Below are 20,851 nucleotides of genomic sequence, written 5' to 3' on the forward strand. Positions count from 1 at the left end.
CTAGGTTGCAGCCCTTATTGCTGGGAACTTCCTTGAGACTTTGGCAAGTCCGGGGAAGTAAGGCCGGGTTATGGATCTGCGCTCAGATCGCTGCGCATCTGCCCATGGGCCAGAACGGCGAAAAGCCCCGTTCCGCCGATGATATTGCCCAGCAGAGCTGGCAGAGTGAATTCCAACCAAGCCTCTGAAAACTCGATACTTCCGTTCAGCCACAGGAAGGTCGCTTGGGAAGACCCGGTGACGACGTGCGCGAATCCTCCCAGTGCGATTACATAGGTGAGCGAGAAAATCACCCAGAACTCACTGCCGCGAGAATTGGGTAGGACCCACGCTATCGCAGCCATGATGAAACCTGCGGGAATGCCCAGCGTCAATGTCCGCGTCCAGTGCTGAAGTTCCAGCTTGCCCAGAATGTCGAGCGCGATCAGCCTCTGCTCGTGGGTTATGATAATTTCGCCCGCCATCAATGCGCTGACCAAGGTCACTCCGACGAGATTACCGGCAAGTACGCATGTCCAAAGCCGCGAAAGGCGGCCAAGATTGCGAAATGTCGGGGAAGTCGCAACTGGCAGCACCGCAGTGACCGTGCTTTCTGTGAAAAGCTGCAACCTGCCCATGATGACTATGATATAGCCGACAGGATACCCCAAAAAATAGATCAGCGGCGCCCAGTCGGTATCAGGTAGATGGCTGCGCAGGAACAGCTCGCACATCAGGGAAAGAGCGATCGCAAGGCCGGCGGCAAGGCCGGACAGGCACAGTGCGAGGGCAGGCCTGGCGAGTTCTTCCTCGCCCTGCAGACGCACGACCTCGTGGACGATCTTGCTGGAACTGGCGCGTCGATCCTCCACATCTCTGGTTTCCTGGGCATCAAGGCTCGCATCAGGTTCGTGATCGTCCTGTTGCGGCTTGCCGCTGTCATGCGGTGCCGAACCGCCGGATCGTCTGGTCATTTTCCCACAGCCTCTCTCGTGAAGGTGTCGCAATTGCCGTTCGAGGCAGATGGCCCGTTCTTTCTGGCGGTCGCCTGACTTACCACCTTGAAGAGCGCGCCGGTCGATCTTGTGTTCCGGGAACCTCGGGCGCGATGAGAAAGCAAAAGGTGCATCCTTAGCGGACCAGCGGTGCGCAGGAATGTTCCCGTGTTAGTCAGCCCCATCGGAACCGCAGGCGCTGCAAAACGTCAGTTCGGTAGAGAAACGAGATTTCGCAACAGGAGGCCGCCGGATGATAGACGAGGCAGACCATTCATGGATGCGTCTGGCGATCGAGCTTGCACGGCAAAAGGGCACAAGCCCCCGGGACACCCCGATTGCAGCAGTCGTCGTCATGGAGGGCCGCTTGCTTGCCAGTGCGGTCAACGAAACGGAAGAAACCAACGATGCGACTGCCCATGCAGAGATGGTTGCTTTTCGCAAGGGCGGCGCTGCCCATGGTGATATGGATCTGCGAGGGGCAACGCTTTACTCGACGCTGCAGCCCTGCGGCATGTGCACGATGGCCTCGATCTGGGCAAAGGTCGGCCGCATCGTCTACGGTGCCGGCCGTGAGGACGTCCACTCCATGTATTTCGAGGACCGGCACCTCGACACGATGGACTTCATTCGCGACGCCTGGCGCGACGACCTGACCCTCGAAGGCGGATGCCTGACCGAGGAGTGCTGCAGGCTGTATTTCCGACCGGACGACGATGTTCCGTTGGAAGATCAGGGCAACATCTGAGCGGCTGCGCGTCATCCTGGCTCAAGAAGCGTTCCAGGGGCAGGTCCATATAGGCGAGAAAGCCGCGCGGAACGCCGTCTCCGTTCGGCCGTTGATGGACGGGGCGGCCAAAGATTTCGGAAAAATCGAATGACCACAAAGATATGTGACGTTGCAATCATCGGTGCCGGCACGGCCGGGCTGGCCGCCGAACTTAGTGCGCGCCGTCACGGCGCCAGCACACTGCTGATCGACGAAAGCTTCAGTGGCACAACCTGCACGAACGTGGGCTGCATGCCTTCCAAACTGCTCATTGCCGCAGCGGCGGCAGCACATGGGGCCCGGCATGCCCGCACGTTCGGTATCGCCGCCGAGCCGGTGGTCGACGGCGTAGCGGTCCTGAAACGCCTGCGCCTTGAACGCGACCGCTTCATTGCAGGCGTGGATAAATCGATTGGCAGGATCCCCGATGGGGTGAAATGGAAGGGGCGCGCCCGGTTCACCGGATTGACCACTCTGGAAATCGATGACGGTACCGTGGTTGAAGCCAAGGCTGTGGTCATTGCGGTGGGAGCTGCGCCCTCGATACCCGCGTTCCTCGACCCGGTACAGGCGGCGGTACTGACCAACGAGACGCTGTTCGACCTGGAGACGCTACCGATTTCCGTCGCAGTCATCGGAGCGGGGCCATTAGGGCTTGAACTTGCACAGGCCTTGTCACGGCTTGGCGTTGAGACGCGCGTCTTCGATCAAGGGGATAGGCTAGCGTCCTTGGACGATAAGGAAGTGAGCGGGCAGCTGGCGCATATCCTTGGCAATGAGTTTCCCATTCACCTGGAAGTGCAGCTTTCGGCGAGGTTAGATGCGGGCAAGGCTCTCTTGTCCTGGACCGGTAGAAGTGAAGGCTCGGCCAGCTTCGACTACGTACTTGCCGCCAGTGGCCGGCCACCGCGGCTGAAGGATCTGGGCCTTGAGAGTACGGGGCTGGTACTCGACGAACACGGCGCGCCCAAAGCAGACCCATGCAGCTTGCAATGCGGTGCTGCGCCGATTTTCCTCGCAGGTGACGCCGCGAACGGCCGCCCGGTATTGCACGAGGCGCAGGCAGAAGGCGCTATCGCCGGCCATAACGCGGCGCGCTATCCTGATGTGCTTCCGGGAAAGCGGATGGTTCCGCTGTCGATCATGTTCACGGATCCCGCGATGGCGGTGGTCGGCGACATTTCCCGACGCTCGGCCACAATTCTTGGAGCCGCGTCCTTCGAGGATCAGGGAAGGGCGAAGGTCTTCGCAACAAACCATGGTCTGGCGCACATTCTGGCCGATCCGCTCGACGGTAAGCTCATCGGTGCTGTCATTGCTGCGCCCGCCGCCGAACACACTGCACATCTTCTCGCGTGGTCGATCCAGCATGGCATGACAGCGAGTCAGATGCTGGCTCTGCCATACTACCATCCGACATACGAGGAGGGGCTGAAACCTGCTTTTCGCGCGATCTGCAAGGCAGTCGGTAGTTCAATGCCCATGGAGCGCGACGACGGCTTTCTCGCCGGAGCCTGACTGCAGGACAGATCGGCAAAATCGAGTGACGATGGACCGCCTCAAGTCCTTGCAGCCAGTCAGCCGTCAACCGCGTAAGTTGTCGGGTACTACCCCACCATTCTCTGCCAGCTTGTCCATAACGGCGCGATGAAGGGCAATGTTCTGCTCGGCAGATCCATCGGCGCCGGCGTGGACGTTCAACTCAGCGCCGAGTTCCTTGCGGGCAGTGATGCTTGAATCAAGGCCCAACAGCTTCAGAAGATCGACTATCGAAGTCCTGTAGTTGCCCCCGTGATCGTCATTCATCTGGGCCATAGCCTCCAGCACTGCGCCGACTTCAACGGTCTGGGGGGCAGTGGCCGGGGCGGGCGCTGTAACGGGGGCGGGCTGCGGCACCGGGCTGGCTGTAGGCGCGGGCGGTGCCGCTGCCGCGGCGGGTGCTGCCTTAGCTACATCGTGATGAAATATCTTTTTCATGATGTTTCCGAAGATGCTCATGCCATGCTCCTGTCGGGCGCCGGCGGGGTTCGGCGGCGCGCCTTCGATGTTTTCGATAGTACAACGCTCCGGCGAGAAAGGTGTTGCGGAACGTTTGGGGGCGCCTGGCCGTTGAACCGATATCTGGAACTTTTCAACTTGGAGCGACGATCATGAAGCAGTCTCTACTGCTCGCAGTGTCATTGGCAGTGCTCGGCCTGGCGGGCTGCAATAAACAGTCGGACGCGCCAAGCGAGCCGGCTGCAAATGTGGCATCGCCGAGTACTTCTCCTGAGGCAAGCGCGGTCAAGGCCGGAGAAGGCCAGGCTTTCGCAAACATAGCTGCTGCCAGCGATGCCTTCGAGATCGAAAGTTCCAAGCTCGCGATCACCAAAGCGACGACGTCGAAAATAAAGTCTTATGCCAACAATATGATCGAGGCGCATACTGAATCGACAGTAGAACTTAAGGCGGCTGCGGGCGCAACATCGCCGGCAATCACACCGGACGCGGCGCTTACCGCGGCGCAGAAGGCCACGCTTGACCAATTGGTCGCCAAGTCCGGCGCTGATTTCGACCGTGCCTATGTGGCCTCTCAGACTTCTGCACATGCAGAGGCACTCGATGCGTTAAAGGGCTATGCAGCAGGAGGCGAGGTTGCCTCGCTGAAGGCGTTCGCTACGAAGATGATCCCGACCGTAGCAGCGCACCTCAACATGGCGAAAAGCATTTGATCGGCGGTATCAGCGGGCGATCGCGAGGTAAGGTAATTTTGCCCAGGAATAATAGCGGGGGTCTGCATTGAGTACGATTGAACGGGCATTCGAGCTTGCCAGGACTGGCGATTTCGAAAGTGTCCAAAAAATTCGTGACCAGCTTGCGAAGGAGCATTTTTCACATGTGCGTGAGCATCTTGATGGGTCCTCGATCCGCAAGCAACTCATGCAACTTATTCGAATGGCCAGGAAGTAGGCTTACGCAGAATCAAGCAACTTCAATTACATGATGAAAATTGTAATCGTCCACAGCTGTAACACAGCGAGGCTGAAGAACGGCTTTTTTTGAGCGGCAAAACTTCTATGCCTTCAATTCGAAAGGTTGCCCCAGATATCACAACTGAGCCGCGCGAGTGTGCCATCTGCGGAATTGCACCGCGCCCCGATCGGGGGCGAAGGCTGCGGCGCATCGCTCGAGAAGCAAACACCAATGTTTGAAAGGTTGATCTGGCGCAACCCGGCTAGCTCAGGGAGGGGCATGCCCTGAACGGAGCAGACCTGGAGCAATTCCGTTAGCCTGACGTGGTTTTTCACTAGCGGCGGCACTTGCCGAGCGGGTGATGGCGGCCGGGCGATCTATCAATATTCTGGTCGACAACGCAGGTGTCGCGGCGCCTGCCAAAGCACGAGACTATTGTCGACGGCTTCGAGATCCAACCTGGCATCAACCATCTGTCCCCAAGATAGCGACTTTCCTGGTTCGGCGTTCGCTCAGTGTCTCCAGCGTATCGCTTGGGCCGACAGCCCAAGCGATATCACGAACGTGCGTTCGCGTTCAGAACTTGCCCGAAAGCGATCCGCCGATGATGCGCGGTTCGTTGAACACGGCCGCCATATAGTTCTCGATCACACCCTTGAGGTTCTTCTCATTGGTGATGTTGCGTGCGAAAGCGGCGATCTCGTAGCGGCCGCCGGGAGCCGTGTAGCCGATCTTCAGGCCGCCCTCGAAATCCCCGCGCGAGTAGAACTCGGCGGTCTTGTAGAGCACGAAGTTGGTATACCCCTGCCAGGTCCAGTCGGTCGAGGCGAAGAGCGAGCCGCCGTTGCCGAGGGGAACATCGTAACGCGCCGTGATGTTGGCGGTGTACTTGGGGGCGTTGGGCAAGGGATTGCCGTCGATCTGCGCAAAAACGCCGCGACCCGGCACTGTGACGGTGGGGTCCTGAACCGTGCAAACGACTACGCCATTGAGCGCGCAGACCTGTGCGTAGACGTTCTTGTCTTTAATCTCGGTGTGCAGCAGGCTGAGCCCTGCGGTGAGCGAGAGGTTGGGGATCGGCCGTGCTTCCAGTTCGGCTTCCAGGCCGTAAGCCTGGGCCTTGTCGGCATTGAACAGCACGCCGTTGCCGTCGCTGTCGTTGCCGTTGAGCTGGATGTCCTTCACCCGATACGCGAAGCCCGATAGGTTGAAGCGCACGCGGTTGCCAAGGAGGCTGGTCTTGATGCCGGCCTCGCCGGAAAGGATCGTCTCCGAATCCGCGGTGGTGAAGTCCGAGTTGAACACGGCCGAGCGACCCTGGATGGTCGGGCCACGAAAGCCGCGCGCTACGCGGGCATAAAGGCTGACTTCCGGGCTGGCCTCATAGAGCACGCTGACGTCCCAGCTGGGCTGTTCGTCGGAAAGGCGCACATAACGGCGGCCGGTGTAGCTGACCGAGCCGTCGACGCGGTCGGCGGTCTTGAGCAGGCGGGTCTTTTTGGTGTCGTTGGTGTAGCGTCCTCCCGCAGTAACCGTCAGGCCCGGCGCGAGTTCGTAGCTCAGCTGCCCGAACAGACCCCAGCTGGTGTTCTGGTTGCGCAGGCGAACCCAGTTGTTCGGATTATTAGCGGGTGGAGTGAGGAAGAAGGCGCGTTGGTAAAAGTCGGTGATGTTGCGCTCGTCAAAGTACATTGCGCCGACCTGCCACTTAAAGCGGGTGTCGCCGTTGCTGGACAGGCGCAGTTCCTGGGTCAGTTGGTCGAGATCGCGAAGGTTGCCTTGGGATTCGCCGTAGCCGTTGGGCACGCCGGCAACGGGATAGTCCGCAGCCGCGCCGCCGTCGGTATCGCCTCGGCTATAACCCGAAGTGGTTTCCCAGGCAGTGATCGAGGTGAGCGTGACGCCGCCGAAATCGAGCGCGATGCGATTGGAGGCGCCGTAGGTGTCATACGCCTGCGGGTTGTTATCCGCTTCGTCGAGCGCGATTTCGTCGCGCGGTTCGGCGCTGGCGTCGTTTGAACCCTTTTTCAGCGCGGCGCGGTGGAAGATCGTCGAAGTGCCGTCGTACTTGCGGGCATGGAAGCTGGTGAGCATCGAGAAAGGGCTGCCCTGAGGTGCAAGCAGTAACTGGACGCGGGCATCGCGTTCCTCGAAGCCACCCATGGCGTTTTTCCTGGGCGACACCGTGCCATCGGCGCTGGGGCCGGTGTAGACGTTGTCTATCCAGTCGTCACGGCGCTGGTAGAGACCCGAAACGCGCACGGCCAGAGTGTCCGCGACGATCGGCCCGCCCACGCCCGCGTCGACCGAGGCCGAGCCGTATTCGCCGTAGCTGGCATTGAAACGGCCGGTCCAGCGATCGGTGGAGGGCTTGATGGAATCGAACTTGATGATGCCCGCGGTGGTGTTGCGGCCAAACAGGGACCCCTGCGGGCCGCGCAGCACTTCCACCTGGTCCATATCGTAGACTGGGTTGGATTTCAGGACGACGTGTTCCAGCACGACGTCGTCCTGGATGATCGAAACCGGCTGAGAGGCGCCGAGGTAGAAGTCGATGTTGCCCAGGCCCCGGATGTAGAAGCGCGGGAAGATGCGACCCGTAGTGGTTTCGGCATAGAGTCCCGGGACGCGGCCCGAGAGCGCGAGGATATCGTCGCCGCCAGCCTGCAAATTGCGGAGCTGGTCACCCGCGACCACGCCGACCGAAACCGGAACCTGCTGGAGATTTTCGGTACGGCGCTCAGCCGTTACCACGATATCGCCAAGGCCGGTATCGGCGGGGGCCGTTTCCTGTGCCAAGGCGGCAGTCGACACGCTCATGGCGGCAAGGCCGCAGGTGAGGTGAAGGGTCTTCTTGGCGAGCGCTGTAATTAGCACGGAATATTTCCAGTTTGTTGCAAAGTCTGAGGGCCGGGTACGAATGGCCTATGGCATTTCGATGACCGGCGGCCGGGCAGGTTGAACGCTGACAGGTCACGTGGCTTTGCGGCAACAGGTGCGTGCGGGCGTTCCGTTGAGTTGGGCGGCTTTCGAAGCAGGCTTCGGAAACTTTGCTCTTATATTTCTGAACTGTAGCGAAAGAGTCATCAACGGGTGGAATAGGCGCGGGCCGGCGCCGCGGGCTCAAAGTCCATGCGGTTCTTTTCAGGTATATGGGGGCGTGAGTTTTGCAGAAATCCGTTGTCGCGTTGGCGATTGCAGCCAGTTTTACAGTATCTGCGCATGCGAAGGCGCAGGATGCCGCGCCCGGCGAGACGGATCACGGTGAATTTGGCGATATCGTCGTCATCGGCAGCGGCCAGACCCGCTCGGTTTCGACGCTTGTTCCGTCGAATCTAGATGTGCTGCCGCCCGGTACCAGCGTGCAGAAAGCACTGAACTTCCTTCCCGGTGTAAGCGCACAATCGATCGACGCGCTGGGCGTCAACGAGCAGTCGCTGTCCCTCCAGGTGCGTGGTTTCAGCACCACGCACCTCGGCTATACGCTCGACGGCATGCCACTGGGCGACGGCGCCTACAACAATTACAACGGCCTCTCCATCAGCCGCGCCCTTATCTCGGAAAACCTGGGGCGTGCCGATTTGGCGACCGGCATCGCCGGCCTTGCCATCGCATCGACCAGCAATCTGGGCGGGGCGCTGATCTATACCAGCAGCGATCCCAAGCAAGAAATGGGCCTGGCGGCTAGCCAGAGCTTTGGCAGTGAGGATACTCTGCGGACTTTTGTTCGCTTCGATACCGGCGAACACGCCGGTTTCTCGGCCTATCTTTCGGGCCAGTACAGCGAACAGGATCTGTTCGTGAACCAGCGTGCCTACAACAGGTCCACCGGCAAGCAGTTCAACGGCAAGCTCAAGTACGCCTTCGCCGGCGGCACGATTACGGCCTTCGCCGACCTTTCGCGCACTAACCAAGCCGACGATGCCTATCTGTCGAAGGACATGCTGGGCCGTCTCGGCTGGGACTGGGCGGGCTATGCACCGGATTGGCAGTCCTACCTCGACCGGGCCTATTGCTCGGTAACGGGTCCCACCGCGCCGACCAAGTGCGTTGACTCGACCGCGCCGGAAAAGCGCTCCGATGTTACCTTCACGAACGGTCAGATCCTGCGCAAGGATAACCTGTTCTACCTTGCCGGTGATTTCGAGATTGCCAAGTCCCTCAGCGCACACCTGCAAGTATACCATCACACCAACAAGGGCGCGGGCAACAACTGGATCGTGGGCTGGTCCAAGCAGGGTACGGCGTCCACAGCCGACGACGTGCCGGTGCAGATCCGCGACACGCGCTACACAATCAACCGCACCGGCGGGCTGGGTAGCCTGACCTGGGATGTCGGTTTCAACCAGTTCCAGGCCGGCTTCTGGCTGGAGGACAACACCAGCAGCGCCGCGCGTTATATCTGGAGCAATGTCACGGGGCCGTTCGATCTGGCGCAATACCTGAAGGGGCAGCCGGATACGGCCCAGTGGGTGCAGGAAACCAAGTGGAAGACGCGCCAGTTCTACGTTCAGGACACCGTGAAGCTGTTCGGCGATGCGCTGACCATCGATTTCGGTTTCAAGGGCACGTATTCACGCTCGGACGCCGAGGCTCTGCCCGGTATCGCCAAGGCGCCGCCGCCGGCGTCGAGCCAGTTCGCGACGGGTTCGCTGACCGCCAAGGACTACTTCCTGCCGGAAGTGGGCGTGCACTGGCAGGTGGCGCCCCAGCATGAACTGTTCGCCAGCTATGCCGAGAACATCGCGATGTTCCAGGGCGGGTTCAAGCTTGGCCCGCAGTCGGTATCGCAGACGGTATGGGACGCGCAGGGCAAGACGCTGAAGCCCGAGACGTCGCGCAGCTTCGAAGGCGGCTATCGCTTTGTCAGCGGTCCGCTGCAGGTCGCGTTGAGCGGTTACTGGGTGGATTTCCGCAATCGCCTCCTTCAGTATAATCCGTGTCCGACGAACCAGCAGCAGAACCCGGGGTGTGGCAATTCCTTCCACAACGCCGGCAGCGTCACCAGCAAGGGCGTCGAACTGGGCGTACTGTGGAAGCCGCTGCCGTGGCTGAACTGGTACAATTCGGCATCGTACAACAAGTCCACCTATGATGAGGACCTCAACTGGTGCACCACTACCTGCGTGCTCAAAGCCACGGCAGGCAAGCAGCAGGTGGATACGCCCAAGGAAATGTTTGCCAGCGTGATAACGCTCAAGCAAGCCGGGTTCTCGGCCTCGCTGCAGGGCAAATATACCGGTCGCCGATACTACACTTACACCAATGACCAGAGCTTCGGCGGGTACACTACTTTCGATCTGGGCCTCGGTTACGACTTCGGCACGATCGGCGTTCTGAAGGGAGCGAAGCTGTCGCTGAACGTCACCAACCTGACCAACAAGCGCTATGCGTCGAACTTCGACAACAGCGTTTTCGCGCCGGACGATGCTGCGGGTAGCATCGTGGTGTTTCACTCGTCCGCGCCGCGGCAGGTCTTTGGAACTATCGGCTTCGCGTTCTAAGGCAAGGACCCGCCTTCGCCATTCCGGCTCCTCCTCGCTCATGGCGGCGGGGAGGAAGCGGGATCGACGCGCGGTCTGTTCCTGCTTTCGATTGCGCGCTAAGCACAGCCCGTGATCAATCTCGGAATCATCAGACCTGCGCTGGCGGCATTCTGCCTGCTTGTCGCCGGTTGCGGTACACCGCCGCCCCTGCGCCATATGGCGCCCGGGCAGGCTCCCCCGGCACGCATCGAAACAGCCGCCGACGGGGTGACCCGGACGACCACGCTGTCGGTGCTTACATACAATGTCGAGGGCCTTGGCTGGCCGGCGCGGTCCGGCCGCGCGGATGACCTGCGCCGGATCGGCGAGCATCTGGCCGCGCTGCGTGCAGCGGGCAAAGCGCCCGACGTTGTCATGTTTCAGGAAGTGTTCAGCGGCGCGGCCAAGAAGGCTGTGCTCGCCACGGGATATCCGGCGATCGTTTCCGGCCCCCGGCGCACAGCTCCGCATGTCAGGATGTTCAGCGACAAGCTGCCTGGCCGCGCCAAGATGGGGCGGGGTGAATTGGGAATTCGGCTGACCGGCAGCGGATTAGTGATCGCGTCGTCCTATCCGGTCCAGCTCACGCGGGGGCAGGCCTATGGACGCCGGTCCTGCGCCGGTATCGACTGCCTCGCCAACAAGGGCGTCATGCTGGCCCGTATCGCGGTCCCCGGCGTACCGGTGCCGGTCGACCTCTATGACACCCACATGAATTCGCGCCTGGCTTCAAAAGCGCCGCTCTTCCGCAACCTGGAAGCCCATACGCGGCAAGCGAACGAGGCATCCGCCTTCATCGACCGGAGCCACGATGACCGCTTCCCGATCGTTTTTGGCGGCGATTTCAACATGCGCCATTCGCAGGGGCGGTGGGATAACTTCACCCGTTACCAGCCGATGGAGTTGGTCCATCGCGCCTGCATAGCGCCCGGCTCGGCGTGCGACGTGCGCATGTCGTGGGACGGTGACGCGCCATGGGTGGATACTCAGGACCTCCAGTTCTTCGAGGCCGGCGAAAACGTCGACATCGCCCCGATCCGGGTGGAGGCCCTGTTCGACGGCGGTCCCAACGGGCCGGAACTGTCGGACCACGATGGGTTTCTCGTTACCTACCGGCTGAGCTGGCAGGACAAGTCACATCTCACCGTCCGGTAGCTGAGCAAGCGGTTTGTCTTGTGCCATACTTTGCACAAGGCCTGGAGACCCTTCTCCTGAATTTCCGGCAGGTCAGAAATAAAGCCTACGGCATGGTCTTCGCCGCTTATCCGATCGTCGAACAGACAGAAAGGATGCGTGCTCTCGAAGCGGTAGGGGCTGATGGTAAGCCATGATTGACACGCGTGCCGGGTTTGCGAACCGGAATATTGTCTCGCGTTCACAAGGATGGTCGGGTGGCTACACCATCCCGAGCAGCGACGACTGAGGAGCCATGGATGAAAGAGTCGCTACCGACCGTTCCCGCTGTTTGCGTATACGCAGGCAAGGATGGTCTTTCGCATCTCGCCGATGTTGAGCTGCCCGCATTGGCACAGGTCACTGACGAGGATGGGATGGTTCGTTTCGTCGGCAGCACCGGCGCGACGGTAATGGGATTCGTCGTCGGCACCGGCCGCACCGGCGAGGACTGGCACCGCGCGGGCATGGCCGGCCTGTCGATCGTGGTGTCGGGCGGTTGGGAGATCGAGGCGGGCAGCGGCGACCGGCGCCATCTGGAAACCGGGTCGGTATTGCTGATGCTGGACACCGAAGGGCAGGGGCATCGCGCGCACCCGCTGGGTGATGGCCGCTGTACGGTGCTGGGCGTCGGGATCGATGAAGCGACGCGCGCTGCCTTTGCCTTGTTAGTGCCGGCTAGGTGAAGTTTTCCAGCCAATCATGAACGCCCTTGCTCCTAGTGACGCAGGGGCAGGGGCGTTCGCAAGGCAAAGGATCAGAAGCGGTAGCCGACCGTGGCCATGACATTGCGCGGCGCGCCCATGAAGCAGTCGCCGCGGGCAAGGCACGAGGCGTAGTACTTGTTGTTGAGCAGGTTCGTGGCGTTGAGCGCGAACCGCCAGTTGGCCCAGTTGATCTCAGCCAGAGCATCGACCGTTGTGCGCGAGGGCGTCACCACCGTGTAAAGCTGGTCATCGGGAATGGCCGGGTTAATGCCGTAGGGATCGATCTGGCCGGTCGACTTGCTCTTGCCGCTATATACGACGCCTGCGCCCAGACGCAGCTGCGCATCGTCTGAAACGCCGAAGGTCTTGCTCGACCAAATCGACGCCGTGTGGCGCGGCATATAGTCCAGGCTGCTGTTCGTTTCGGATTTGAGCTGGTTATAGCCGTAATTGACCAGCAGTTCGAAATTGCCGGGCAGGGTATGGCTGGCTTCCACTTCGAAGCCCTTGGTGGTCAGCTCGCCGGACTGGGCGACGACGTCGTTGGGCAGGTAAAGAACGCGGTTGCGTTCCTTGATGTGGAACGCGGTGGCAGTGACCAGCGTGTTGCGTTCCGGTTGCCATTTCACGCCGGCTTCGAACTGGGTGCCGGTCTGCGGCTTGAAGGCATCGCCGTTGCTGTCGGCACCGGCGATCGGCAAGAAGCTTTCGGTATAGCTGAAGAAGGGCGAGAAGCCCGCGCCCACGTCGCCGATGATGCCGGCGCGGAACGTGGTGGCGTTGTCCTTGGCTCCAGCGGAGGACGTCACCCGGTCGCGACGGGTGCCCAGCACCACCGAGACGCGGTCGAAGAAGCGTATCTGGTCCTGGGCGTAGATGCCCAACTGCTTCTGGCTGTCATTGGAGAAGGGGCCGGTTGCCTCATAGGTGAGCAGCGCATCGTAATCGATATCGTACAGGTCGACGGTCTCGCCAGGGCTATAGGCGGCACGCTTGCCGACCTTATTCCAGCTATAGTCGATGCCGACGAGCAGCTTATGCTCGATGTTGGCGCCGGTGTTGAAATCGATCTGCAGGTTGTTGTCGGTCGTGAAGACCTTCATCCGCGCATCGGTCGCACTGCCGGACAGACCGATGGTCCGCCCATCGGTGCCGTAGACAGAGAACGGATCGGTCGGATAGGTGTAGCTGTCGGCGTAGTGTGTTCTGTAGTCGACCTTGCTGTCGATGTAGCGCGCCTTGACGCTCAGGCGGATGTTGTCCGAGAACTTGTGGGTGACGGCCCCGCCACCTTGCAGCGAGCGGCCGTTGTAGCGATCCCAGCCGGGTTTGCCGACGAAGGTGTACTGGCCGAGCCGGCCTTCTGGATAGGCGGTGTTCGGGCTGAAGGTGCCCACGATCGGCAGGAACTGCGAGGTCGAGCCGGTCTTGTCCTTCTGGTAGACGCCGTTCAATACCACGTCGGTGTCGGGGGTCGGCTGCCAGCGGATCGACGGCGCGAACATCACGCGGTCGTCCGGCACGTGATCGACATAAGTATCGGCATCGCGGACGCGGCCCACGGCGCGAATCGCCAGGTTGTCCGCCAGCGCGAGGTTGATGTCGCCCATGGCCTCCTTGCGGTCATAGCTGCCGTAGACGACGTTCATTTCCCCGCCGGTCGTGAATTCGGGGGTTTTGGAGACGAGGTTGACGAGGCCGCCGATCGAACCTTGGCCGAACAGCACCGATGCCGGGCCGCGTACGATCTCCACGCGGGAGAAGTTGTAGGGGTCGGAGGTGATGGTGGCATAATAGCTGAAGATGTCGCGCATGCCGTCGCGGAACTGGAGGGCATCGATGCCACGGATGTTGAAGCCGTCGACGCGGGTATCGCGCCCGTAAGGATTGGCGAGGACGCCAGCGGCGTATTTCACGGTGTCGCTGATGCTGATCGCACCTTGTGAAAGATACTGTTCCGAGGTGATGACCGTGAGCGGCTGCGGCACCTGTATAAGCGGAGTTTGCGTCTTTGTACCCGAACTGCCGGCGGTGACGACGATACTGTCCCCTTCTGCGGCCGCCCCGTCATTGGCGCTGGCCGGCTGTTCTTCCACATGTGCGGAAGCCGCCGTCGATATGGCGAAGAACGCGGCGCCGCAAAGGGCGAAAGTGCGAACGGAGACCATACGTTTTCCTTCTTAATTGCGATCAAATCTCAATAAGGCGCGCAACTACCGATATTGCGACGGATTAGCAATATCGCCGAAAGAATGGAGATTACTGTAGCTCCTGAGCAACACTGACGGCGACAATTTATTAAAATTCCGGCTTCGCGAGGCGGTCTATGAAGGTGACCGACTGCTGTTAAACACCTCGCAACCAAGCAGGCATGCCACCAACCAGACTACGTTGAATAAGCTATTGCAAGTCACTCGCAATAGCTTACGGGGGCGCTATGTCCGCCTCGAATACCTTGATGGTGCGCCGAAGCGCTGCCGCAGTGCCTATCGCGTCGACGGACGTGAAATGCGCATGGTGGCGCTGGGCGCTACGCGCAAGCGGGTGACCAAGTGGGGAATATCGATGAGGGTCAGTTTTGAGCGCAGCCGCAGCCGGTTATTGGCATTCGCCTTGCTGGCCGGCACGGCGCTGGGCGGCATGGTTGCGGGGGCCGGTATCGCGGCGGCGCAGGATCAGGGCGCACAGCGCGGTTATGACATTCCGCCCGGTTGGCTGGCCGACGTGCCGAACCGGCTCGCCGAGCAGAGCGGTCTGCAGATGACCTATGAGGCGGCGCTGACTCAAGGGCATCGTACATTGGGGCTGCGTGGCAGCTTCGCGCCGCGCGACGCGCCCGTGCGGCTGCATTCCGGCACCGGACTGGCGGCGCGCCGTCACCGGCGCGATGCCGTCAGCTGGTTTGGATGGCTCAGCCTGTCCGCCGTACTGGTCCTGGCTGCCAAAACCAACCGCGAGCGCATCCTGCGCCTGATTTCAGGAAAGACCGTTTGATGCCGAGGGACACTTCCGCGGCGGCTCAGGCAGCCTCTCCGCCTCGGGCTGCTGCTGGAGACGCGCATCGTCACCGGGTTGAGATGGCGGCGCGCATCTTGGCGGGAACGCTGGGTGCCTATGGGCTGACCGTCCAGCTCACCGTGGTACTCTCGTTCCTCGTTGCCCGCGCAGGCATGGCGCGGGTGGAGGCGGTGACGGCGGCGACGCTTGCCAGCTTTGCGATTTTCGCAGGCATCTCGATGGCGGCATTCCATACCCGCAGCGCGGCGCGGGCATGGCTGTGGCTGACGATAACGGCGCCGCCGCTTGCGCCACTGGATTGGGGTTTGGGGCCGGTACGATGAATGCATTTTCGCTTATGCTTGCCGGGTTGGCTGCGGCCACTTCTCCGTTGGACGAGGAACGCCCGGCCCAGCGGCAGGAAGCCCCGCCCGCGATCGTCCCGGCCGGGCCGGATCCGGTCTATCCGGCCGATTTCTACAAGCCGTTCCAACCTCAGACCGCGCTCGACATGCTGGAGCGCACGCCGGGCTTCCTCCTTAGCGAGGGTACTTCCGTGCGCGGCTTCGGGGGCGGCGCAGGCAATGTCCTTATCGACGGGCAGCGCCCCACCGTTAAAGGCGGGGGTATCACCGAAGTGCTGCGCCGGATCGCTGCTTCGCGGGTAGAGCGGGTGGTTCTGCTGCGCGGCAGCGATGCGGCCGAGGCGCAGGGGCAGACCCTTGTTGCCAATGTCGTGCTGCGCGCCGATGCGGGGGGATCGGGCAATGCTTCGCTCACGCTCACCCATACTGCGGATGGCTTTCTCTCACCTGCGGGCCGGATCAGCCACGCGCGCCGTATCGCAGGCTGGCAGACCAGCGTGGAGCTTTCTGGCGAACTTACCCGCTACCCTGGCGACGGCACCTACCTTGACCGGGACGCGGACGGCACGCTGACCTCGACGCGGCGAGAACAAACGTCAGCCAAGGCACCCGAATACGGACTGGCGCTCAGCACCTCGGGCCCGGTCGCAGGCGGCACCCTGACCGCGAACCTGCGGCTCAACAAGGACGGCTATTCCTCCCGGCGCGGCATAGACATCTTCGACGGCGCGGCGGACGGTTCTTCCCACGGCCGCCGCGATATTGCCTATGACGAGACGGGCCGCAGCGGCGAGCTGGGTCTGGACTGGACCCGCCGCCTCGGCGCCGGCTGGACAGCCAAGGTCGTCGGCCTCGGCCGGCTGGAGCGATACGTCACCGACGAGGATTACGTCGAGGCGCCTTATCGTGGCCTCTCGTCCCAGTTGGAAAAGCCGGTGGAACTGGTTGCGCGCGCCACCGTCACCCGGGAAGGCGATCATCCGGTGCGTCCCGAGTTCGGCGGCGAAGTGGCCTATAACAGTCTGTCGAGCCAGCTGGACTACGCCCAAGACACCGGAGGCGGCCTCATCCCCACTCCGCTCGCCAATGCCGATACGCGCGTATCGGAGATGCGCGGCGAGGCATTCGCGAACCTCACCGTAAAGCTAGCCGCGCGGCTCAATCTGGAAGCAGGCATGGCGGTGGAATTCTCGCGCATCCGGGTGATGGGTGAGGCGGCGCAAGAGCAGAGCCTGTCCTACCTCAAACCCTCGGCGGCGCTCGTATGGTCGCCTTCAGGTAGCACTCAGGTACGATTAGGTGCGCGTAAAACGGTCGACCAGCTTAATTTCGGGGACTTCGCTGCCTCGGTCAACCAGGCAGACGGGCGTCCCCTCGGCGGCAATTCGGGCTTGCGCCCCGCCCGCGTAACTCGCGCATTACTGCGCCTTGACCATCGATGGGGCAAGGGCGGCGCCATTGCCGTGGAGGCCTATCGCCAGTGGCATAAGGGGCTTTTAGGCTACCTCGTACTCCCCTCGGGCGACGAGGCGCTGGGCACGGTCGGCTATGCCCGGCAATGGGGAATTATCGCACAGGGCACTGTGCCTCTCGACAAGGCGCTCAAAGGCGCGCGCCTGACGGTAGACGGCACCTGGCGCGGTTCGCGGCTGCGCGATCCGGTAACCGGGCGCAGCCGCGCGATGGACGATATCCCCGCTCTAAGCCTCACGGCCGAGTTTCGCCATGACGTGCCCGCACTCAAGTCCTCATGGGGTATAAACTGGACCGCAGCGGAGCAGGCCGACGTCTTCTACACTAGCGAGGTCCTGCGCTGGCGCGACCACGCGTTATGGGGCGCTTACGTCGAGACTACGGCTTTCGCCGGCTTCAAGACGACGCTGACGGCAAAGGCGATCAATGGGCAGGACGATGCTCGCCGGCGCCGCTTCTTCGCGCCCAGCCGGGCAGGCACCTTAACGGGGAGCGAGTGGCGCAACCAGCAACACGGCGCAATTGTGTCCTTGGCACTGGCCCGCACATTCTGAGCGTCTGCTGGGCTTGCGATCCGCGCAAGGTTCCGAAGTCGCGACCGCCCCGCCATTAAGGCAGGGCGTAGGCGATAACTTCGTCGCCGATGGGCGTCTCCATAAAGTGATGGCCGCCCGGCACGATGACGAGGTACTGCTTGCCGTTAACTGAATAGGTCATCGGCGTGGCCTGTCCTCCGGCGGGCAACACGTCGCTCCACAGCGTCTTGCCGGTCTTGAGGTCGATAGCGCGGATCAGGTTGTCGGTCGCCGCCGCAACGAAGATCACTCCGCCCGCCGTCACTACCGAGCCCCCGTTGTTGGGGGTGCCGATGTTGAAAGGCAGCATCGAGGGAATGCCGAAGGGCCCGTTGGTGCGCGCTGTGCCGAGCGGGCGGTCCCAGATCGTACGGCCGCTCTTCATGTCGATGGCCCGGATACCGCCATAGGGCGGCTGCTTGCACAGCATTCCGGTAAAGGGCAGGCGCCAACCGGCGTTTACGTCGATGGCGTAGGGCGTGTGCGCCTGTGGATCGCCCGCTCCTTCGGCCCCGCCAATGTTTCCGCGTGCCTGATCGCGCGGGGCCCAGCCCTTCTTGTTGGCTTCCGCACGGGGGACAAGCCGCACGTAGTTGGGCATGTCGTTATAGTTGGCGACGATTACGCCCCGGCGCGGGTCGATTGCCACGCCGCCCCAATCGGTTCCGCCGTTATAGCCCGGATATTCGATAGAGCGGCGCTCGCTTTCGGGCGGCGTGAAGAAGCCCTTATAGCTCGCCTTCCTGAACTGGATGCGACAGACCATCTGGTCGATCGGCGACATGCCCCACATGTCACGCTCGGTCAGGGCGGGCTTGCGCAGGGTATGCCACAAGGACACGCGCTGGGTCTTTGCGCGTTGGTCCGGCTCGACACCGCCACCAGGTGCCTTCAGTTCGCCGATCGGGGTCAGCGGCTTGCCTGTCCTGCGGTCGAGGACATAGATGTCGCCCTGCTTCGAAGGCAGCACCAGCGCCGGCGTACCGCGATAGTCGACTAGGCTGGCCTGGGCTCCGAAATCATAGTCCCACACGTCGTTGCGCACGGCCTGGAACTTCCAGCGCGGCTTGCCGGTGGTGACGTCCAGCGCCACCAGCGAAGTGGCGAATTCCTTCTCCAGCGGACGGCGCAGGCTGGAATAATAGTCCGCCGCTGCATTGCCCATGGGCAGGTAGACAAGGCCAAGCTGTTCGTCGCCGCTGGCGATGGTCCACATGTTGGGGGTGCCGCGCTCCCAAATCTGGCCGGTCGGCGGGTAGCCGTTCCATTCCGGGTGCATCATATCCCAAGCCCAGCGCAGCTTGCCGGTGACCGCATCATATCCACGGATCACGCCCGAGGGCGCCCAGCGGTCCTGCCCGTCGAGTACCTGATGCCCGGTGACCGCCACGCCGCGCACGATGGTGGGGGGCGAATTGATCGAAACATAGCCCGGAGGCGTATTGCCCATGCCGATCTTGGTATCGACTTCGCCATTGGCGCCGAAAGCGGTGCAGCGCGCGCCGGTGCGGGCGTCGATGGCGAACAGCCGTGCGTCCAGTGTGCCGAAGATCAGGCGCGCGGCACAGGGCTGGCCAGCCGGTGCGTTCGGCACGGCGTAGTAACTCACACCCCGGCATGCGGCGGTGTAGGGAATGGCATCGTCCGAAACCTTGGGATCGAAGCGCCAGATCTGCTTGCCGCTCGCCGGATTGAGAGCCAGCACGATGTTCTTGGGCGTGCAGACATAAAGCATGTTGCCGACCTTGAGCGGGGTGTTTTCACCGCCGTACGTCTTGGCGATCTTGGGCGAGGACGGCATATCACCGGTATGGACCAGCCATGCGCGCTTGAGGTCCTTGACGTTGGCCGCCGTGATCTGGCCGAGAGGCGAAAAGCGCCGTGCGCTGTCGGAACCGCCGTAGGCAGGCCAGTCGTCCCCGGTAGCGGCCAGTGACGGATCGCCCATTTCGGCGCCCAGTGCAGGGAGATCGAAGGCGGGAGGCGTGTCCGCCATCTGTGCAAAGGCCAGCGCGGTCACCGCCGTGAGCGCGAGGACGCCGCCGCTTGCTCCTAGCCCCAGCTTCCATCTTCCGCGCCGGGCCGAAAGCGTTGGCATCACCAGCAGCACCGCGATGAGCAGGACCAGCGGCGCGATCACGCGAGGCACCAAAGCCCAGTTATTGGGGCCCACTTCGGCAAACGCCCAGATGATGGTCAGGACGAAAATTGCGCAGTAGAGCCATCCGCCAATAATGCGCCGGCGGAACAGCAGCGCGCCGGATACGATCATGCCCAAACCGGCTAGCAGGTAATAGGCCGAGCCGCCCAGGATCGCCAGCCAGGCCCCGCCGATGGTCAGGACAAGGCCGATCAATGCGATCACCGCGCCCAGGATCAATGGCGGAAGCGGCCACGCACTGCGGGTCGGGCGGGAAGCATCCATCGTTTACACTCCAGCAATAATCAGGGCTGCGCCTCGTGTAAGTTCCGGAGCCGGGCAATGTTCCGCTCTGTCCGAGATTATGGCAACATTCCTAAGCCGTTCAACAGTTTTTCGCGGCTCGTCGGCCTTAGGGGGTCACCAATGCCAGCGCGTCCACCAGTGTCCGGTTGAAGCGGGCCGCCCAGAGTTGCTGTGCATCACCATTGGCAAGAAGATCTTGCCGTATTTCGATTTCAGTATAGCGAAGGCTGCGCGTGAAAGCGTGTAGCGGCACCGTGTAGTCCGTATCGTCCATCGCATATGGAACATTGTCGCCGACGTTCAGACCGTCTTCGCGCCGCAGTTCCTGTAACAGCGCATAGGCAAAATCTGCTCTTCCTGCGCCATGCAGGATGCCGACATGCCAAGGGCGCGGTGTACCATCCATGGTCGGTGTGAAGCTGTGTAGCGATACGATGACGGTTTCGAGGCCTGTCGCTTTGCGCGCATCGATTATCGCAGCGATCTGGGCATGATAGGCCCGGTGGATGGCGCCGATCCTGGCCATCCGCGCGTCGACCGGCAGACCTTCGTTTCCATGGATGCGGGTTCCGTCCGACACCTCAGGGATGGCATCGACGCGGTCTGGATCGCGATTGCAGTCGATGACGAGGCGCGAATACGTCTGATGCACGAAGGGCGCATCTAGCATCTTGGCCAGCGCGTGGCCCAGGCCGTACACACCTATGTCGATCGCGATATGCCGCCCCATCTCGCCGGGCTCCAGGCCCAGGTTGCCCAGCGCGCGGGGAAGGGCAGAGCCGGCATGGTCGCCAATCAGCAGGAACGGGGAGGTGCCTTCTGCGTTGAAGAGACCAACCGGCGCCGGATCTCCCGGACACAACAAGCCATCCGCCGTGCGCCCGGCCATCAGGAC

16 protein-coding genes are annotated in these 20,851 nt (G+C 62.0%); 10 read left to right on the top strand and 6 right to left on the bottom strand.

Going from position 1 to position 20,851, the window contains the following annotated elements; genetic code table 11:
• Positions 1-68: 68 nt before the first annotated feature.
• Positions 69-806, bottom strand: a complete 738-nt coding sequence (locus V474_RS07850) for a formate/nitrite transporter family protein (RefSeq protein ID WP_236710919.1) — start codon at positions 804-806, stop codon at positions 69-71.
• Positions 807-812: 6 nt separating this feature from the next.
• Here V474_RS07850 and V474_RS26510 point away from each other — a divergent pair, with 6 nt between their 5' ends.
• The 3 genes from V474_RS26510 to V474_RS07860 all read left to right on the top strand — a co-directional run bounded on the left by V474_RS26510 (position 813) and on the right by V474_RS07860 (position 3,261).
• Positions 813-1,031, top strand: coding sequence for a hypothetical protein (locus V474_RS26510; RefSeq protein WP_236710920.1), 219 nt, complete (start codon positions 813-815; stop codon positions 1,029-1,031).
• A 196-nt stretch (positions 1,032-1,227) separates the two neighbouring features.
• Complete coding sequence (locus V474_RS07855) at positions 1,228-1,722, top strand: nucleoside deaminase (RefSeq protein WP_059150980.1); 495 nt, start codon at positions 1,228-1,230, stop codon at positions 1,720-1,722.
• A gap of 129 nt (positions 1,723-1,851) precedes the next feature.
• Positions 1,852-3,261, top strand: a complete 1,410-nt coding sequence (locus V474_RS07860; protein ID WP_059150981.1) for a dihydrolipoyl dehydrogenase — start codon at positions 1,852-1,854, stop codon at positions 3,259-3,261.
• 66 nt (positions 3,262-3,327) lie between these two features.
• Here the strand turns inward: V474_RS07860 and V474_RS07865 are convergent, their stop codons facing one another.
• Complete coding sequence (locus V474_RS07865; RefSeq protein WP_059150982.1) at positions 3,328-3,741, bottom strand: DUF3597 domain-containing protein; 414 nt, start codon at positions 3,739-3,741, stop codon at positions 3,328-3,330.
• A gap of 152 nt (positions 3,742-3,893) precedes the next feature.
• On the opposite strand from V474_RS07865, the gene V474_RS07870 reads away from it, so the two are divergent.
• Positions 3,894-4,454, top strand: coding sequence for a DUF4142 domain-containing protein (locus V474_RS07870; protein WP_059150983.1), 561 nt, complete (start codon positions 3,894-3,896; stop codon positions 4,452-4,454).
• Between the two features lie 817 nt (positions 4,455-5,271).
• On the opposite strand, the gene V474_RS07875 is transcribed toward V474_RS07870, so the two are convergent.
• Entirely contained in the window at positions 5,272-7,515 is a 2,244-nt protein-coding gene (locus tag V474_RS07875; RefSeq protein WP_059151449.1) for a TonB-dependent receptor, read from the bottom strand.
• Between the two features lie 347 nt (positions 7,516-7,862).
• Between V474_RS07875 and V474_RS07880 the strand changes: the two genes are divergently transcribed.
• The 3 genes from V474_RS07880 (at position 7,863) to V474_RS07890 (ending at position 12,079) form a co-directional block, all read left to right on the top strand.
• Positions 7,863-10,199 carry a TonB-dependent receptor gene (locus tag V474_RS07880; protein ID WP_059150984.1) on the top strand — a complete coding sequence of 779 codons (2,337 nt, stop codon included), beginning with the start codon at positions 7,863-7,865 and terminating at the stop codon, positions 10,197-10,199.
• Positions 10,200-10,397: 198 nt separating this feature from the next.
• Positions 10,398-11,375: an endonuclease/exonuclease/phosphatase family protein gene (locus V474_RS07885; protein ID WP_148649356.1), complete on the top strand. Its 978-nt coding sequence runs from the start codon at positions 10,398-10,400 to the stop codon at positions 11,373-11,375.
• A 278-nt stretch (positions 11,376-11,653) separates the two neighbouring features.
• Positions 11,654-12,079: a cupin domain-containing protein gene (locus V474_RS07890; protein WP_059150985.1), complete on the top strand. Its 426-nt coding sequence runs from the start codon at positions 11,654-11,656 to the stop codon at positions 12,077-12,079.
• 71 nt (positions 12,080-12,150) lie between these two features.
• Here V474_RS07890 and V474_RS07895 read toward each other — a convergent pair whose 3' ends face one another.
• The gene (locus V474_RS07895; RefSeq protein ID WP_059150986.1) at positions 12,151-14,268 is read right to left on the bottom strand and encodes a TonB-dependent siderophore receptor; all 2,118 of its coding nucleotides are present in this window, start codon (positions 14,266-14,268) and stop codon (positions 12,151-12,153) included.
• Between the two features lie 340 nt (positions 14,269-14,608).
• On the opposite strand from V474_RS07895, the gene V474_RS07900 reads away from it, so the two are divergent.
• From V474_RS07900 to V474_RS07910, 3 genes are all read left to right on the top strand, one after another.
• Positions 14,609-15,094 carry a hypothetical protein gene (locus V474_RS07900; protein ID WP_148649319.1) on the top strand — a complete coding sequence of 162 codons (486 nt, stop codon included), beginning with the start codon at positions 14,609-14,611 and terminating at the stop codon, positions 15,092-15,094.
• Between the two features lie 83 nt (positions 15,095-15,177).
• Positions 15,178-15,441 carry a hypothetical protein gene (locus tag V474_RS07905; RefSeq protein ID WP_059150988.1) on the top strand — a complete coding sequence of 88 codons (264 nt, stop codon included), beginning with the start codon at positions 15,178-15,180 and terminating at the stop codon, positions 15,439-15,441.
• Positions 15,438-17,489: a TonB-dependent receptor plug domain-containing protein gene (locus V474_RS07910; protein ID WP_059150989.1), complete on the top strand. Its 2,052-nt coding sequence runs from the start codon at positions 15,438-15,440 to the stop codon at positions 17,487-17,489. The genes V474_RS07905 and V474_RS07910 overlap by 4 nt, the downstream gene beginning before the upstream one ends.
• A gap of 55 nt (positions 17,490-17,544) precedes the next feature.
• Here the strand turns inward: V474_RS07910 and V474_RS07915 are convergent, their stop codons facing one another.
• Together V474_RS07915 and V474_RS07920 are read right to left on the bottom strand one after the other, a co-directional pair.
• Positions 17,545-19,935: a membrane-bound PQQ-dependent dehydrogenase, glucose/quinate/shikimate family gene (locus V474_RS07915; protein WP_059150990.1), complete on the bottom strand. Its 2,391-nt coding sequence runs from the start codon at positions 19,933-19,935 to the stop codon at positions 17,545-17,547.
• A 127-nt stretch (positions 19,936-20,062) separates the two neighbouring features.
• Complete coding sequence (locus V474_RS07920) at positions 20,063-20,845, bottom strand: N-formylglutamate amidohydrolase (RefSeq protein ID WP_059150991.1); 783 nt, start codon at positions 20,843-20,845, stop codon at positions 20,063-20,065.
• Positions 20,846-20,851: the final 6 nt, after the last annotated feature.

Source organism: Novosphingobium barchaimii LL02, from assembly GCF_001046635.1.
Taxonomy (GTDB): domain Bacteria; phylum Pseudomonadota; class Alphaproteobacteria; order Sphingomonadales; family Sphingomonadaceae; genus Novosphingobium; species Novosphingobium barchaimii.